We start from the raw sequence: 17,612 nt of genomic DNA on the forward strand, positions 1-17,612 counted from the left end.
CAACACAGCCCACTCAGCATCCGAAAGCTCATGACGACGCACCACGACAAGCATGATCCCTCATCACTTGAGCACCTTTGAAGACGACTCCTAGGTGTGGTTGCGCATCAGCTCGTTCATGCGCTGCATCCGCGCCGCCTGTCGCTCCTCCTCCGCCACGGAGGCGCTCTCGACAGGCTTGTCGTTCGCCGGGATCGGTTCGCTGGACGAGGCCGGCACCGCTGCGGCCTTCGCCCAGGGCATGCCCAGCGTGGCGAGGGCAGCCTGCTGGTCGGGGGTGAGCTTGTCCCACCTGGAACGGGCGTTCGAGACCCATACGCCCAGCTGCTGACTCTCACGTCCGTGCCGCACGCGATTCTCATTTAAATGTCATCTGAGAGATGTCCGTGGCCTGCTAGTTGTAGGGGTGTCATGAGTTTGGTTCAGACGCAGCATGAGAACTGCTGATGCAGGCACCTGAGAATCGCGAGTTCAGTCCACTGAGAATCACAATACGATGCGGGCTGTGACCTGCTGTTTCGCGCTGAGCAGTGGCGAGATGGTCCACACACGCTTCGCAGTCGGCTGCGCTCGCATGTGCTGTACCTGGATCAGCCGACGATAAGTCACTCCCGCTCGCGCAGGCGTGGGGGAGTACTGGGCCTCCCATCCGACGCGTGCGCCTGCTCCCGTCACCAGCACATCGGTGACGACCCGCCCGTCGGGCGACCGGGCCTCGGTCTCAACACCCAGCCTGTGCCGCGCTGCCGTGCGCGCGATCCGCTCCTTCATCGCCTTGTGCTTATCGCTCTCCTGCGGTGTCGCCGCATGGGTGAGGGGCAGATGCGCCGCCACCCATGTGACCTGCCCGTGGCTGCGCCGGCGCCGCACGAACATCCACGGTGATTTGCCGGCCAGAGCGCACTGGCAAGGCTCGCCCCTGTGATCTTTCAGGCACTGCAGCAGGTTCCTGGCGCGCTGATCGACGGGCTGGGTGATCTCCTCCAGCAGCCCGGCATAGCCTGGGTTGCCGAGATCCTCGTACGTCAGATTGATCTCGATGCCGTGCCCGGTGTGGAACACCCCGTTGGCCATGGGAACGACAGTAGGCCCCGGTGCAGGGAGTGGGAAGAGGACCGTGATGAGGGCGTCTGCTGCGCACCGCGGTGGAGCCGCCGGGCCGCAGATCCTTCGTTCGCCGGGCCACGGAGCTTTCTGCGAGGTGGCCCACCTTCAGTTCGGTCAGGTTCCCGAGGCGTCCCCACCGACGCGACGCCGTCGAGGGCATAGGAGGCCGGTGCGCCGTCGCCCCGGTGGACGAGATGTCCGGGAACTGCCGGAGGTGATGGAACGTCTGGAAGAGTGAATGCCGCAAGAATAGTGAGGAGTTGGTGCTCGTGGACATCGTGATCGGCGTTGACCAGAAGGAGACTGCCGACTCGGAGAGACAGCTGCGGTCGCTGTACGAGTGGCTGCTGGCTGATGCGGCATGCCGTCGGCACGCCCGTCCCGCGTTGGGATCTGGCGCCGCGGCAGTTCCTGGGGCGCAAGGCGGCCTCATCGATGTGCTCAGCCTGGTACTCGGGACGGGCTTCAACGCTGCTTCGCTTGCGGTGGCGGTCGCCGCATGGCGGCGCAGCCGGCCGGGAACGCCGACACTCGTCGTCGAACGCGCCGACGGGACCCGAATCGTCCTGACCGGAGCGGTAGGTGAGGAGGCTGGGCGTCTGCTCGCCGAACTGGAGCGGGCGTAGCGGAAATGCATGATCTGGCGCCCGCGTCCAGGGCGGTTCTGGTGGGGGCCAGCACTTTCACGGCACTGGACGATCTCCCGGCAGTACAGGCCAATGTCCCGGCGTTGCGGGGCCTGTTGGGTGACCCGGTGCTGCATCTGGCCGCGGAGGACTGCCAGACGCTGGTGGACCCGGCCTCCCCACGCGAGGTGTCCGCTGCCGTCCGGGCGGCCGCCCGTGAGGCCACGGACACCCTACTGGTCTACTACGCAGGTCACGGGCTCATTGATCCGGGTACCGGCCTGCTTCACCTGGCTGTCCCCGATAGCGACCGGGATTCCGTCTTCGACACGGCCGTGCCCTATGAGTGGATCAAGCGGTCCATCGAGACGAGCGGTGCCGCACGTAGGATCGTGATCCTCGACTGCTGCTACAGTGCCCGTGCCTTCGGTGTGCAGTCCGAGTCGGTCGCGGCACTCGCTGAGATCGACGGCACCTATCTGATGGCGGCCGCGGCGGAGACCGCTGTGGCCCTGTCCCCGCCCGGCGAGCCCCATACCGCCTTCACCGGCGAACTCCTCGATCTGTTGCGAGGCGGCGTTGCCTCCCCGAACGAGTTCCTCGACCTGGACGCCGTCTTCGACCAGCTCGCCCGGCGCCTGCAGGTCAAGGGCTGTCCTCGCCCGCAGAGCCTGTGCCGCAACAGCCTGGGCTCCTGGCCGTTCGCCCGCAACAACGCCTACCGGCCTGCGCCGGAAGGCCACGCCCCGATTGCGGACGTCGCCCGCGCCTTGGACGCATCCCGCACCGTGCCGGTGCCGGTGCTGGTGGCGCAGATCAGCGGGTTGAGCGAGCACCGCCCGGCCACCGCGACCGAGATGGTACACACTGCCCTGCAGCACCGCCCGGTCGCCGACCTGGTGCGCCTCTTCGCCGCCCTCTACCAGGCCGGCTGCCAGCGCCACATAGAGGCTGTTCTGCCCGCCCTCGTAGCCGCCCGCACCGTCCAGGAATGCGCCGATCTCCTCGAGCAACTCCTGGCCACGCCCGCCGAGGATGGCGCGGTGGCCCTGCTGCGCCTGACGGCCGAACTCAAGCCCGCCGCGGACACCGTACGCTTGGCCACTGCCCTGATCCGCACTGGCCTGCGCGAACACACCACCGTCCTGCTTTCCGCATTCGCCGTCACCCGCGACCTCGACGAGACCCTCGACCTGACAGGCCTGGCCTGCCGAGGCGAACTCGACGAACTCCTCGAGCCCGTCATGCACGCCCTGGCACAACACCGGCCGATCGCCGACGTCATCCACCTCTTCGAGCGCATGCACGAACACCAGCATCCTCACCACGCGTTGGAACTGATCACCTCGGCCGCCCGCAGCCGCACCGCCACCGACACCGCCGAAATGATCACCTGGCTCTACCGGGACGGACATCAGCGAATCGCCGAGGGCATCTTCCACACCGGCATAGGACACCGCGGACCCGAGCACACAGGCGAACTCATCGCTGCCCTGCAACAGGTGCGCCTCACCGACGCAGCCGCACTCGGACGGCGCTTGGCCGTCCAGAGCAGCACCGCCACTGAGACCAGCCTGCTCATCACCCACCTGCTGGCCGTAGGACAGCACCAGCACGCATTGGCCGCAGCACTGGAAGCAGCCCGACTGCGGACCAGTGCGGAATTCGTCGAGATCACCCAGACACTGGACGCCTCCTCCGCCCGCCAGGGCATGCCTGCCCTGCTCGACGAAGCGGTCCGTACGTCTGCTCCCAACGACGTCGCCCACCTCATTCAGGTCCTCGACGAAGTGGGCCAGAGCGCCAACGCCACACATGTCCTGTGGAACACCGTGCGCGACCGCCCCCCTGGTCATACCGGCATCATGCTCAGCCACCTGGACACAGGCCGCTCGCCGTTCACCGCCGATTCCGCCCTGCGCATGCTGTGGCGCACTCATCCACCACTCGACATCGCCCATCTGGCCAGGGCCTTCGACACCATCCTGCCGGCCAAGGCCGACCTGGTGTGCAGTATCGACGACCGCTCCGTCACCGACGTGACCGCACTCGTCGCCTCACTGGAGACACTTTCAGCCGGAATCCGGACCAACCGAGTCCTCGACGCCACGGTCCGCGACTGGGATCCTCACCGCCAGGCCCGCCTGGTGATCGCCCTCGAAGAACGCTCACTGACCGGATGCGCCCAACGACTAGAGTACGACGCCAGCCAGTCCAAAGAATTTGTCGACGCGCTGAAGAGCTTGCGCAGCGCACAGAAGGAAACCATCTGGCAGGCGCTGACATTCTGGTGGCCCAGAAACGGATGGCCCGACAGGAAACGCCGGACACCCTCGCCGCACGATCACGCGGTATACGTCGTCAAGGACGACGACACCGTCTACAGCATCGCCACCCGCTACGGCGTGCGCTGGGCGAGCATCGTCGAAGCCAATGACCTGCCCGTGCCCTTCCACCTGCGGGCACGCCAGCAGCTCCTCATTCCCTTCGAAAGCGAAGGAAACCGATTCGTCCCCCCGCCCTTTCCACGCAGACTCCTGCCGGAGCGCACGCATCCCAGCGTGCGACAGCTCCAAGCGGTCCTCAAGCAATCCGGCTACCTGCCCGGCTGGGCGGTGGACAGTGATCACTACGGCACCGCCACCAGCCAGGCGGTCGCCCGCTTCAACAAGGAGCACGGCCTCTCACAGGGACCACCGGATTGGCTCGACACAGTCATTACCCACCGCGGCTGGGACCTGTTGCACCGCCTCGCCCACGGCAAACTGCTGCAAACGCATGAGACGGCAGACCACCCAGATGCGCCACCACCGCAGATCTGGTCCGGGCCGGTCGAGGCAGAGCACCAGGAACTAGAGGACCAATCCACCTCGGAGGTCGGGGAGAAGAGCGCGCAAGCACAACAACCGCCCCAAGCGGTGTGAAGCTCGCACGCACAACGAAGTACTCCCCACTTGTGGGAAGCCACTCCCGCTCGCTCGGGCTCTACATTGCGCGTCCGTCTTGAACCAGGGGTCGAGCAGCGCTCCCCGCTTGCGCGGGGCCGAGCCCTGCCTCATGCAACTCGCCACGCTGCTGTTCGAGTCACCCTCGCTCGCGCGGGCTCGAGGCTTGCTCACCTGCAGTGTAGCAACCGAGCAAGTCGCTCTTCAGTGACGTTCATGCTGAGTTCTGCGTATGAGTCACTCCCGCTCGCGGGCGCTGCTTCCCGCAGTCCGTGCCGAGCGACACCCTCGCCGACGCATCCCCGCTCGCGCGGGGCCGAGGGATGGCTCATGCGCCGGTCGATCACGTCGAGGGAGTCACCCCCGCTCGCGCGGACTCCACCTCGGGACTATCAGGACCGGTTGGGCGCGATCCGGGGCTCCTGAGAAGCTCCCGCTCACGCGGGCTCTACAGCAATCGTCACGTATCCCTCCAGCTTGCGCGGGCGCTACGTCGATCTGATCAACGGCAGACTGAATCGTCACGGCACTCCCGCTCGTACGGTTTACGCGACGAAGGGTCCGAGCAAGGCACAGCAGGCTGGGTCACTCCCGCTCGCGCGGGCTCCACCCGATCACTGCCGCCGCGTGCGCGCTGGAGTGGGAGTCACTCCCGCTCAAGCAGGCTGTGCAGAAACGTGCGAGGTTGTTCGGTCAGCGCGGTCGGATTACTCCTGCTCGCGCAGGCTTCACGGCGCGGGTGTTGCCAGCGGTCTCGACTCCGAGATCACTACAGCCCACCGTGTGCCGTTTCCCTTGCCGGGTTATTTTCGCTCGCGCGGGCGATACGCCCTATGCACCCCCGAGCTGGACGGTGACACCGGGTCATTCCCGCGCAGGTGAGCTCTACTACACGATCCGCGCCCGCCGCCCAGACATCATCGATTCACTCCCGCTCACGCGGGCTTACCCGGCCAACTGCTCCCGAGTTCACTAGCACAAGCGCACATGATCACGGCCGCGGCGTGTGCACTGGAGTGTGAGTCACCCCCGCTCGCGCAGGCGCGGCCTGGTGTTCAGCCCGTTCAGCAGGTACGCGTACGAGTCATTCCCGCTTACGCGGACTCTTCTACGCCGGCATCGATGTCACCACCACACCCCTCGGGCCACTCCCACTCGCGCGGGCTCTATGCGCCCCTCGACTATCGTCGCCGGTGTGACAGTGCGGGACACTACCGCACGCGCGGCAGTGCGCCGGCAGAGCGGCCGTGGTGCTCCGAGCCATTCCTGCGGGCCACTGCATGGCCAGCGAGGACACGCCGCGGATCGAGTCACTCCCGCTTGAGCGGGCTCTACATCGACCAGGGGAGCCCGTATCTGAGCGAGCACGCGTCACCCCTGCTCGCGCAGGCTTTACCACCCACTCCGACGATCCTGAGAGCTCGCGTTGGCGTCACTCCCGCTCGCGCGGGCGCTACCTGATCATCGACGTCACCGACCCGAATCCTGCCGAGTCACTCCCGCTCGCGCAGACGCTACTCCACCAAGGTCGCGCGGATCATCGTGCCCGTCGAGTCATCTCCGCTCGCGCGGGCGCTACCGGCGGCGAATCGTGGGCCGGGACGCGGTCGTCGAGTCATTCACGTTTCCGCGGACTGCACTGGCCTAGTTCATGAGTCGCTGGCTGAGTAACTCTGATACGCACGGACTGTACTACTAACGCTTAAAGTCTGCAGCCACGGAAGGTCAATTCAACTCCGCTCACGCAGGCTCCACCCCATTGTGGAAAACCACTAGAGTACGTCGCCGAGTCCCCCCGCTCGCGCGGGCGCTGCGGCGCCGGCTACGTAGAGCTGCTGCCGGTGCGCGGGTCACCCCCGCTCGCGCGGGTGCTGCGACTGCAAAGGTGGCCGCCGTGTCTGCCTCGCCGGGCCACTCCCGCTCGCGCGGGCGCTGCCCTCTCCGGCCCGGCCGTTCTGGCATGGTGTGCCTGTCATTTGCTTCTGACTGGCTGGGAGATGATGGCACACGGGACTGGATGCACGGCAGGAATCTCTGCTTTCTGGCGTTCGTGGTCTCGTGAGCAGCACGGGGTGGCAGCGTTGGGGGATGGGAGTTGTTGAGGATGCCCGGTACGACGGTGTTGACCGTCGTCCGTGGGGGAAGTTCGACCGCACGACGCTGAGGGTGTACTCGCTGCTGTTCCACCTGATCGATGTGGGGGCGGTGGCCGGGGTGCTGTGGGACCGGTTTGTGACCCCGAGCCAGCGCCGGGTCATCAGCGCAGGGCTGAACATGCCGCAGGAGCTGGCGCGTTCGGTGGTGTGTTTCCTGGCTGCCATGCACGACATCGGGAAGCTGATCCCGTATTTCCAGGCTCTCGAGCCTGCGGCGTATGTGCGGCTGGGGGAGGACCTGCTGGCAGACACGGACCCGGTGGTGCATGTGCCGCACGCGCGTGCGTCGATGCATGTGGGGCTGCAACTGCTGAGCGAATTGGGATTCGCCGTTGGCGGTAACGATAGCCCCGCGGTGCGTGCAGCGCAGTGTCTGGGCGGGCATCATGGCCGGTTCCTGCAACTCGATGTGGACGGGGCGGCGTCCGCCCGGCGGGTGGAGGCCACGTTGGGCGGGCCCGCGTGGCAGGATCTGCGTCGCCGCTACGCCCGGCTGCTGTGGCATCTGTTCGGCGTCGATGAGGCTCCGGAGCGGCTGTCGGTGGAGGCTGCGTTGCTGATCACGGGGCTGACGATGGTCGCGGACCGGATTGCGAGTCAGCGCCGGTACTGGGTGCCCAACGCGGACACGCCGTCCTTCGGCGCCGCCGAGCACCACAGCCGCGCCCGCCGACAGGCCGAGGAGGAAGTCGAGCGGCTCGGCCTTGCCCGCTTCGCATTGGACCGGATCCCGTTCACCACCGCGCACCCGGGACTGGAGGAACCAAACGCTCTGCAGCGTTCGGTGATGGAGGAGTTGCCGCGCCTGGTCGCCGAGCGGGGGAGCGGCATCGCGGTGGTCACGGACGCGATGGGGGCAGGCAAGAGTGTGGCCGCGCTAGAGATGGCGCGGATCTTCAACGAGCATTGCGGCACCCAGGGGGTGATGTGGCTGCTGCCGGCGACGGCCGCCGCCGATCAGGCCTACGAGGTCCTGGACCGATATGTGCGCGCCCACCAGGTCGAGTACGCGCCGGTGACGCTGGTGCACCACCACAGCGACCTCAACGAGGCATACACCAGCCGGATCCTGTCCCCGGCCGACACATCCGTCGTGGACGGGCCGCCCGACGACCCGTTCACCGACGACCAGGACGACTCCTTTGCCGACGACGAAACCGAGCACGGTCCGGGCACCGCCGGGCCCGACCGGTGGCTGCGGGGCAGGGACAACGCGCTATTGGCCCAGTACACCGTCTCCACCACCGACCAGGCGCAGATGGCCGTCCTGCCCGTCCGCCACAGTGCGCTGCGCATGCTGGCCCTGTCGGGCAAGACCGTCGTGGTCGACGAAGCCCACGCACTGGACCCGTTCAGCCAGCTCCAGCTGCTGCGCCTGCTGCAGTGGTTGGGAGCCCTGAACTGCCCGGTCGTCCTGCTGTCAGCGACGATGCCCGCATCGACCGCCACCGAGCTGGTGCGGGCCTACCTGTCGGGCGCCGGCCGTACCGGTCTGCACGGTGCCTCGTTCGCCCCCGGCTACCCCGGATGGCTGTTCGCGGATGCGGCGACTGCCACCGTCCACCGCATGCCCGAGCCGGCCCAGGACGAGCAACGGGCCGCCCAGCGCAGGACCGCACGCATCCACGTCCGCCCGGTCACCTACCGGCCCCTCGGGCCGGCAGGCCGTACGGTCGAAGCGGGGGAGCGCCTGGCGGTGATCGCCGACGTGCTCCAGCGGATCATCCGCCACGGCGGGTGCGCGGCCGTGGTGTGCGCGACCGTCGCCGAGACGCAGGACACCTACCAGTACCTGCGCCGCATCTGGAGCGGCCCGCCTGACGACCTGGTCCTCGTCCATGCCCGGGTGAGGGGGCGGCGACGGCAGAGCACACTGGGAGACCTCCGCCACCGGCTGGGGCCGACGGGCCCGCGCCCGGCCCGGCGCGTCTTCGTCACCACCAGTCTCCTCGACGTGAGCCTGGACATCGACGTCGACCTGATGGTCAGCGACCTCGCCTCTGTGGCACGCCTGCTGCAGCGTCTGGGCCGTCTGGGCCGCTTCACGCATCTGTGGACCGGACAGGGGCGTCGGCCCGTCTGGTGGGACGGGGAGAACAGTCCGACGCTGACGGTGCTGCAACCGGTCAACTCCCGTGGCGCGACCGCCCTGCCGCCCGGCTGGGACACGGTCGAGCCTGCTGTCGCCCTCCATGAAACCGCTCGGCTCCTGCCGGCCCTGGAGAAACAACCGCTCGTCGTCCCCGACGACGTCCAGGCTCTCGTCGAGCAGGTCTACGGCGTCACCTCCGGTTTCGCAGCCCAGACGACGCGCCTGCAGCAGATGGCCGCAGCCCACCAGGCCCGCACCAGCCGACAGGAGCAGCTCAGCGCAGTCCACCTGGTACCCCCGGCCAAACGGGTCTCCTCCCTGGCCGACCTGCACCGCCAGCACCTCACCACCGCCCAGGCCGCCACCCGGCCCGGTGTCCTGCCCCGCCGGCTGCTGCCCTGTTACCGAAGTGCCGACGGCACGCTGACGCTCGACGCAGGAGGCCTGCTTCCGCTCCCGGACCAGGAGCACCTCGGCCCGCGCCACCTGCGCAGCATCCTCGAACACTCACTGCCCGTCCCGGCCGCTTGGGTCGCCCGCGCTTCCGCCCGCCACGAGCCGCCCGCCAGCTGGAAGCAGCACCCCCTGCTCGCCGACATCGTGCTGCTGCCCACCGACTCCGTAACCCTTGAGAGTGAACATCATTTCGGCCAGCACTGGCTCCGCATGGACGAAGAACTCGGCCTCCAACACCGCAAACAGCAGTAATCACGATGCGTGAAGCCCAGCGCCAAAAGCATTACGCCATTACTTGATCGTCGGACTTTCTCACTGGTCGTGAGAGACGGCAGCGGCATGGTTCGCTGTACCCGCGACCCCGTCGAACCCTCGACCGCACCTCGCACATCCTTCCCCTCGCCCCACAAGGGCGCGGTGACGACCCCTTGCCCAGCCGTGCCTACGCGCGGCACGTGCAGCTGCCGCATGCCCGAGCCGGACCCAACCACCGGCCCAAGGGAACACCACCCTGGCCCCGGCACACCCCATCGCCCCAGGCCTTCACCCTTCACCGCACCTTCCGCTTCGGCCCCCCTTTTCGAAAGACACGCTCTTGTCTGCGTTACCCCCGCCCACCACCCCGTTCAGCGCAGCCGACCACCCCTGGATCGACGTCCGCACCGGCGGCCAGTACGACCAAGCGGGCCTGCGATCCCTGTTCCTGGACGCCCACCGCATCGACGACCTCGCCCTGCCCCAACCCCCGGCAGCATCAGCACTTCTGCGGATCGCGGCCGCCATCACTGCCCGCATCACCGGCCTCGACGACCCCGAACTCACCGCCTCCCAGTGGAACGCGCTGCGCCGCAACCGCCTGGCCGAGGGCCGCTTCGACCCGGACGCCGTCCACACCTACTTCGACCAGCACGTCTGGGACGTCTTCGACCCCGTGAGGCCCTGGCTGCAGACCCCCTCACTGCGGACCGAGTGCGACCACAGCACCGGCATCAACGCCTTCGTGCCCGGGCGGCCCGCCGGCCGCAACTTTGCCTGGTTCAGCCCGCACGGCCACCACACCGCCGAGCCCGTTCCCACCGCCGAAGCCCTGCAGATCCTGCTCATCCACCACTACTACGGGCGTTCCGGCACCGGCACAACCCGCACCCCCCTGGACGGTGTCACCAGCGGGCAGCAGACCAGCGGACCCCTGCGCTCCAGCGTGTCCTTCCACCCGCTGGGACGCACCCTGCACGAGACGCTCCTGGCCGGTGTGCCCGCCTTCACCGGCGACGACCAGCCGCCAGGCACGGACACCTGCCCCTGGGAAGAAGCCGCACCGCCCGGCCCACAGACCACGCGGCACGGTCCGGTGACCTGGCCCGGCCGGCAATTGACGGGACTGAGCCGGCACGCGATCCTCCTCGTGCCCGGCGACGACGGCACCACCGTCACCGACGCCTACCTCACCTGGGCCACCCAAGAAGACAAGCCGATCACCACCGACCCCTACCTCGCCTACCGCATCATCCCCGAAACCAAGAAGGTCGAGCGGCGCCGCATCCTGTACCGCGCCGACGCGTCCCGCGCGTGGTGGCGTGACCTGGAAACCCTGCTGCTGGCCCCGGACGAACACGGCACACAGCTCCGGCCGGCCATCTTCGACACTCTCAACGACCTCCCCGAACCCCTGCGACGCAGCCTGCGGATCCGGGTCCACGGATTCGACCAGGACGGCAAGGCCGTAGACCTCCAGTGGTACACCGCCATCACGCCGCCTCTGCTGAACTGGACGCAGGAACACGACCCGGCCAAGGCCCAGCGCATCGCCGAGTGCTGCCGGGAAGCCGAACAGGCCGCGCAGCGGCTGCAGACCGTCGCCAAAGATGCGTGGGACACCGCCATGCGCGGCCGCCGTCGCACCACACCGCCGCCCTGGGTGAACAAGTCATTGACCCGTTACTGGACGAAGGCCGAGACGGTGTTCTGGCGGCTGCTGGAAGAACCCGACACTCCAGCCCCCACGGCTTTCGCCGCCGCGGCCGCCGCCGCCCTGCGTGAGACCACCGAAGCCGCCCGGACCCGCCAGACCTCCGCGGCCCGCGCCGTCGCCCACTCCGTCCAAGAGCTCTACCGCCGGTCCGCCCCACCCCGGAAAGCCGCCTGATGTCCACCGCAGCCGAACACCGCGCCTCCTGCGACGCGTTCGTCGCCCATATCTACCTCCTGTGCGCCGAACCCGGCGTCCGTGTCCGCCTCAGCCGGGGGAGGGGCCGGCCCGTAGAGGAATGCGCCCCCATGGACCGCTACCTGGCCCGGCGCACCGCGCACCGCCAAGGACGCCGCGCCTACTACACCGTCGCGAGCCTCATCGCGATGGCCGGACCCCAGTCCCACACCCCGGGCGTCCGCCCCGACCACGACGCCGGCCTCCTCAACCCCGAGGACGGCCCCGACGGGCTGCTCGTCGCCCCCGTCGAACCCGCCCCACCGCCAAAGCCGGACCCGGCCTCCTGGTACGCCCGGCCGAACCTCGGCGCCACCCTCGCCACCGCCGTACGTCGAGTGGGCCATCAAGCTGAGCGCACCGAGAGCCTTCTCCACGTCCTGACCCGCCTCAGCGACGACCAACTCCACCGCCGGCTGCCCGCCCCCGTCACACGGCTGCTGCAGGACGGCATCACCCCCGACTGGGCAGTCCTCCTGAACGACCTGGTGCAGCGCCCCTACCGCCGTGACAAGGTCGGACTGCGCTGGCGCGACGCCTTCTACCTCGCCACTCCCGAACCCCGGCGCACCTGAAGCACGCAGAGGCAGCAGCCGGCTCCTGCTAGCCCCCTACAGGACCTGCCGACGTCCCCGGCGCCCGCCGGACCCCACACCACGCCACGGCGCACGACTGGCCGGCCACCAGTACAGTGCCGGCACCTCGTCCCTCTTGTTCCGGCAGCCCCGTTCCGTGGGCTGCACCAGCGGCATGCCCGCCGCCCACTGTGAAAGAGCCCTCTCATGCACACCCCCGCACGCTTCCTCGACCTGCACATCCTGCAGCCCGTGACCGCGGCGAACCTGAACCGCGACTCCGACGGCGACCCCAAGACCATCCTCTTCGGGAACACGACCCGGGCCTTCGTCTCCCCTCAGGCGTGGAAGCGGCCCATCCGCCTCAACGTCGAGCAGGACCTGGGCGAGCACGCCGCCCGCACCCGCATGGTGCCGCCCCTCGTCGCCCGGAAACTGCAGGACGCCCAGTGGCCCGAGGACCTCGCCGCGTTCGCGGCGGCCCAGATCGTCCACTCGGCCAAGGACAAAGGCCTGCAGCACAACGACCAGGAGGGCTACCGCACCCAGGCCATGCTCTACCTCCCCAAGGACGTCATCGACGACCTCGTCGCCCTGTGCGAAAAGCACCGCACCGCACTCGAAGAAGCACTCGCCGCCCACAGGCCCAAGAAGCAGATCGCACCGGTCCTGCCCGCCAAAGACCTCGCCGAGCACCTGACCCGCCGCACCGCGAGCATCAACCTGTTCGGACGGATGCTCGCCGAACTCCCCGCCGGCCACGTCGAAGCAGCCGTGCAGATGGCCCCCGCCTTCTCCGTGCACCAAAGCGACCCGCAGCCCGACTTCTTCACCGCAGTCGAAGACCTCCCCCAGGACGGGGACTCCGGCAGCGCCCACCTCCAGACCGCGTTCCTGACCACCAGCCTCTTCTACCGTTTCGCCACCATCAACATCACCGACCTCCACGCGAATCTCGGACCCAGCGCCACCGCCGGCACGGTCAAGGATCTCGTCGAACTCTTCGTCCAGCACTTCATCCTCAGCATGCCCAGCGGCAAGAAGACCGCCACCGCACCGCACACCGTGCCCGACCTCGTCCACTACGCCGTCCGCGACCGCCGCTCCGTCTCCTACGGCGCCGCCTTCGAACAGCCCGTCACCGCCCCCGCCCAGGGCGGCTACACCGCCCCCGCCCGCCAGGCGCTCGCCGACTACGCCGCCACCATGAGCCGCCTGCTCGGCACCCGCCACCTCGTCGCCCACGGACACACCGGCACCCCGGCCAAGCCCATCAAGGACCTTGGCGCCCGCCACACGTCCTTCGACGACCTCGCCGCCGCCTGCGCCGCCGCCGCGACCGCCGACCTCACCGGCGCGGGCCGGCCGTGACCGGCCTCGTCCTGCGCCTGGCAGGCCTGCTGCAGTCCTCCGGCGAACGCGGCGTCTTCCACTACCGCGACACCTGCGCCTTCCCCACCCGCTCCTCACTCATCGGCATGTTCGCCGCCGCCCAGGGCCGCCCCCGCGAGCACGCCCTCGACCCCTACCCCCACCTGAAGGCACCCGGTGACACCACCGTCCCGAGCCACCGCGACCTGACCCTCACCCTCCGCATCGACCAGCCCGGCACCCGCTACCGCGACTTCCACACCGTCGGCGGCGGCCGCCCCCGCGAGCAGGGCCTTCACACCGGCGAAGGCACTCGGCGAAAGGTGGCCGCCGCCACCCTCGTCTCCCACCGCGACTACCTCACCGGCGCCGTCTTCACCGTCGCCGTCACCGGGCCCGCCCTCCTCATCGGCCACATCGCCGAAACCCTGGAGCGGCCCCGCTTCGGACTGTTCCTCGGCCGCCGAGCCTGCCTGCCCGACGAACCCCTCGTCCTCAACCCAGACAGCCCCGACCCCGTCCAGGAACTCCGCGCCCGCGTCCCCCTGACCCGCAGCCGGCCGCCCGGCCCCGCCGACACCCACCTGCCCACCACCTTCGTCTGGGAACACCCGCCCCCCGGCACCGACCCCGCCACACCGCCCGACCGGGAAAGCACCAGCGAACCCGTCAACCTCACCCGCCACGCCCGGCGCCACCTGCCACGCCCCCTGTGGATGACCACCGAATCCCTGCCCACCCACCTCTACGCAGGACCCCGACCCATCGACGCCCTCACCGCGTACAAGCACGGAGCACCCGCATGACCAGCCTCTCCCGCCTCATCCTCGACCCCGGCCATCCCGCGGTCAGAGCAGACCTCGCCGACGTCGACAGCCTCCACAAGACCCTGATGCGTCTGGTTCCCGACCACGCCGGTCCCACCCCCCGGGCCAGGGCCGGCCTCTTGTTCCGCACCGAACCGGGACCCGATCCTGTCCTCCTCGTCCAGACGGCTAACCCGCCCGACCTCACCGCCCTGCCCGCCCACTACGGCACCGGCCGCACCCTCGACCTCGCCCCTCTGCTGAACTTCCTCGCGCCCGGCCGCACGGTGCGTTACCGCATCACCGCCGCCCCCACCGTCGCCCGCTCCGCGGGCAACCCCACCCCCCACCCCGTCACCGGCAAGAGGCGCGGCAAGATCACCCATCTCACCGGCGACGACGCCCTCGCCTGGTGGCAGCGCCGCGCCACCGCCGCAGGACTCGAACCCGTCACCATGGCCTCCCTCCCGCGCCCCTTTCCCCGCACCCGCGTGACGCGCTCGGCCCCCTACTTCACGCTCACCCAGTTCGACGGCCTCGCCCGCATCACCGACACCACCCACCTCACCGACGCCCTGAAGCACGGCATCGGCCGGGCCAAAAGCTACGGAGCCGGCCTCCTCTCCCTCGCCCCCGCCTGACCTTCCCCGACCAGAAGGCACACTCTCCGGATGCCCCACCCGCCCGACCACGATGCCCTGCGCGCTGCCGCCATCCACCGCCTCTACACTCTCGAGCAGTCGGAGCGGCTCACCCGCGCCCGGATCGCCGGCGTCGCCGACGCTTTCGGTGTCGATCCCCGTACCGTCGACCGTTGGCTCGCCAACGCCCGAGCCAACAACGGCACCTACCAGCCCCCCAGCCGCACCAGCTTCGCCCTCACCCCGCACATGCTCGACGCCGTGGCCCGCTGGCGCGGTAACGCCACCGCCGCCTGGAAAGAACTACGCGCCGAAGACCACCCCGTCCCGTCCCTGGCCACCTTCCACCGCGCCACCAACAGAGCCCTCACCCCCGGCATGCGGGCCGGCCTCCGCGCCGGCGAGAACGCCCGCCGACGCTTCGACGTGGCCGGTGAACGCGAACGCCACCACCGCAACCACGCATGGGAGACCGACCACGTCGAAGCCAGCGTCAAAGTCCGCGTCGAAGGCCACATCCGCAAACCCTGGATCACCTTCTTCGTCGACTGCGCCACCTCGGCCGTCTGCGGCCTCGCCGTCAGCCCGCAACGCCCCAGCCGCGAAGGCGTCCTCGTCGCCATCCGCGACGCCGTCCTCATCGACGAACACCACGGACCGTTCGGCGGCATCCCCACCTACCTGCGCGTCGACGGCGGCAAAGAATTCCTGTGCGCCACGGTCACCGAAGCACTCGGCGTCCTGGGAACCGAAATCATCGCCCTGCCGCCCTTCACCCCCGAAGGTAAAGGCAACGTCGAAGCCGTCAACGGAGCCATCAAGAAGACCCTGTTCGCCGGCATGCCCGGCTACACCCACGCCCCCACCCTCCGCGGCGGCAAACCCGTCGACCCCGACCAGCCCCTGCTCCACTTCGAAGCGTTCGTCGACCATGTCCTTACCTGGGTCCACCACTGGAACCACGAGAACACCCTCAAAAGCCTGGACGGCCGGACTCCCCGCCAGGCCTGGGACGCCGACCCCGCACTCATCGACACCGTCAGGGCCGAAGACCTCCACACCTACACCCTCGAACGCCACGGCAAACCCCTGACCATCAACAACAGCGGCGTCCGGTGGCGCAAGCGCAACTACATCGCCGACTGGATGCACGGACGCGTCGGCGAGAAAGTCGACCTGCGCTACCTCCCGCACCACGATCACCGCGTCGAGCTCTACGACCCCCACACCGGCCGCCACCTCGGCCCCGCCACCATGACCGCACAGGCCACCCCGGAACAGGCCCTCAGCCTCAAACAAGCCCGGCGCCGCGAAGCCGACCGTCTGCGCGCCCAACTGAAGAAGGCAGAGAAGAACCGCAACGAACGCTACGCAGCCGCAACCCGCCCCGCACCACCCGTCCCGCTGGACACGATGCCCGAAGAAGAAGCCCTCGAACACCTGCGCACCCTCGACGGCTTCACCCTGGCCGCAGAAGCCCTGCCCGACCTCATCAAACTGCCCGAACCCGACGCCGCATTGACCCGGCCACTCGACCCCCGAACCACACCGCCATCCACCCCGCCCGCACAGCCCGAGGACCAGCCGTGAGTGCCCCCGCCAACTCACCCCGCCCAAGCCAGCTCCCGCCGCCCAGCCAGGACCACTACCTGGGCCTCACCGGAGCCAACGCCATGGCCACCAAAGCCGTAGCCGAAACCGAAACCCGCATCCTCAAAGCCATCAAGCACAACGCACTGGTCTGCATCCACGGACACGTCGGCCTCGGCAAAACCTTCGCCGTCCACACCGTCCTACGACGCCACGCCCCCGAAACGACCGTACGGCTGCGCTACAACAATGGCGCCAACATGAACGAAATCCGCACCCAGCTCTGGCGCCGCCTCGACCTGCCCGGACCACCCCCGCAGTCCGTCGGCCCCTGCGACCAGCAGATCCACGAGGCACTCGAAGCCGAGCCACGCGTCCTGCTCATCGACGAAGTACAAGGACTTGGAACCAAAGCCCTGGAGTACTTCCGCACCCTGTGGGGCGACGACGCACGACGCGCCCCCATCATCCTCGTCGGCAGCGGCAACGCCCGGCAGAAGATCCTCAACAATCCCGCCCTGCACTCCCGCATCCTCGACTGGTACCAGTTCAGCCCCCTCACCCCCACCGAAATACAGGCCGTCATCCCCGCCTACCAGCGCATCTGGGCCGACGCGCAGCCCGAACTGATCCTGTACACCGACGACATGGCTGGCCACGGATCATTCAGGAACTGGGCACGAATCACCCTCCTCCTCCACGACGCCCTCGAAGAGAATCCCGGCCTCACTCTGAACAAGGACCTCATCCGCTGGGTACTTAGCCGCATCGACCCCACCACCCGCCACACTCCGCAACGCGGATGACCTCACGGCGGCCTACGCGAAAGCGGGACGCGGGACCAGCGGTGTGGGCGCGCCCGCAGCAGACGGCGAAGCGAGGCGCGCTCGGTGGTGCGAGCTGAGGTGGGCGCCAACCAGCGTGCCGGTGTGACAGCGCTGCTCGCCACCTACGGCCTGTTGGGGAAGCAGGGGCCGTGGCTGCGCTCCGACGCACCGGAGGTGACGGCTCGACACCACTGGTCGACGGTGTCCTCGAAGG

At 68.9% G+C, this 17,612-nt stretch carries 12 protein-coding genes; 10 read left to right on the forward strand and 2 right to left on the reverse strand.

The window, feature by feature from the left end:
• Positions 1 to 90: 90 nt before the first annotated feature.
• Positions 91 to 351: a helicase associated domain-containing protein gene (locus ACZ4V1_RS33160; protein WP_468343931.1), complete on the reverse strand. Its 261-nt coding sequence runs from the start codon at positions 349 to 351 to the stop codon at positions 91 to 93.
• A 135-nt stretch (positions 352 to 486) separates the two neighbouring features.
• Positions 487 to 1,074: a hypothetical protein gene (locus ACZ4V1_RS33165; RefSeq protein ID WP_468343934.1), complete on the reverse strand. Its 588-nt coding sequence runs from the start codon at positions 1,072 to 1,074 to the stop codon at positions 487 to 489.
• Positions 1,075 to 1,376: 302 nt separating this feature from the next.
• On the opposite strand from ACZ4V1_RS33165, the gene ACZ4V1_RS33170 reads away from it, so the two are divergent.
• From ACZ4V1_RS33170 to ACZ4V1_RS33215, 10 genes are all read left to right on the forward strand, one after another.
• Positions 1,377 to 1,733, forward strand: a complete 357-nt coding sequence (locus ACZ4V1_RS33170) for an effector-associated constant component EACC1 (protein WP_468343937.1) — start codon at positions 1,377 to 1,379, stop codon at positions 1,731 to 1,733.
• Between the two features lie 5 nt (positions 1,734 to 1,738).
• Complete coding sequence (locus ACZ4V1_RS33175; RefSeq protein WP_468343940.1) at positions 1,739 to 4,657, forward strand: caspase, EACC1-associated type; 2,919 nt, start codon at positions 1,739 to 1,741, stop codon at positions 4,655 to 4,657.
• 2,109 nt (positions 4,658 to 6,766) lie between these two features.
• Positions 6,767 to 9,634 (forward strand): CRISPR-associated endonuclease Cas3'', encoded by a 2,868-nt coding sequence (locus tag ACZ4V1_RS33180; protein ID WP_468343943.1) that lies wholly within the window; start codon positions 6,767 to 6,769, stop codon positions 9,632 to 9,634.
• A 343-nt stretch (positions 9,635 to 9,977) separates the two neighbouring features.
• Complete coding sequence (casA, locus tag ACZ4V1_RS33185; RefSeq protein ID WP_468343946.1) at positions 9,978 to 11,528, forward strand: type I-E CRISPR-associated protein Cse1/CasA; 1,551 nt, start codon at positions 9,978 to 9,980, stop codon at positions 11,526 to 11,528.
• Positions 11,528 to 12,163, forward strand: a complete 636-nt coding sequence (gene casB, locus ACZ4V1_RS33190; RefSeq protein ID WP_468343949.1) for a type I-E CRISPR-associated protein Cse2/CasB — start codon at positions 11,528 to 11,530, stop codon at positions 12,161 to 12,163. Before casA ends, casB begins: the two co-directional genes overlap by 1 nt.
• A gap of 207 nt (positions 12,164 to 12,370) precedes the next feature.
• Complete coding sequence (gene cas7e, locus ACZ4V1_RS33195; protein ID WP_468343952.1) at positions 12,371 to 13,534, forward strand: type I-E CRISPR-associated protein Cas7/Cse4/CasC; 1,164 nt, start codon at positions 12,371 to 12,373, stop codon at positions 13,532 to 13,534.
• Positions 13,531 to 14,340: a type I-E CRISPR-associated protein Cas5/CasD gene (cas5e, locus tag ACZ4V1_RS33200; RefSeq protein WP_468343955.1), complete on the forward strand. Its 810-nt coding sequence runs from the start codon at positions 13,531 to 13,533 to the stop codon at positions 14,338 to 14,340. The genes cas7e and cas5e overlap by 4 nt, the downstream gene beginning before the upstream one ends.
• Positions 14,337 to 14,981 carry a type I-E CRISPR-associated protein Cas6/Cse3/CasE gene (gene cas6e, locus ACZ4V1_RS33205; RefSeq protein WP_468343958.1) on the forward strand — a complete coding sequence of 215 codons (645 nt, stop codon included), beginning with the start codon at positions 14,337 to 14,339 and terminating at the stop codon, positions 14,979 to 14,981. The genes cas5e and cas6e overlap by 4 nt, the downstream gene beginning before the upstream one ends.
• Before the next feature lie 30 nt (positions 14,982 to 15,011).
• A complete protein-coding gene (locus ACZ4V1_RS33210) occupies positions 15,012 to 16,571 on the forward strand; it encodes a transposase (RefSeq protein ID WP_468343961.1) in 1,560 nt (519 codons plus the stop codon).
• The gene (locus tag ACZ4V1_RS33215; RefSeq protein ID WP_468343964.1) at positions 16,568 to 17,377 is read left to right on the forward strand and encodes an AAA family ATPase; all 810 of its coding nucleotides are present in this window, start codon (positions 16,568 to 16,570) and stop codon (positions 17,375 to 17,377) included. The genes ACZ4V1_RS33210 and ACZ4V1_RS33215 overlap by 4 nt, the downstream gene beginning before the upstream one ends.
• Positions 17,378 to 17,612: the final 235 nt, after the last annotated feature.

Source organism: Streptomyces sp. NPDC028991, from assembly GCF_055564775.1.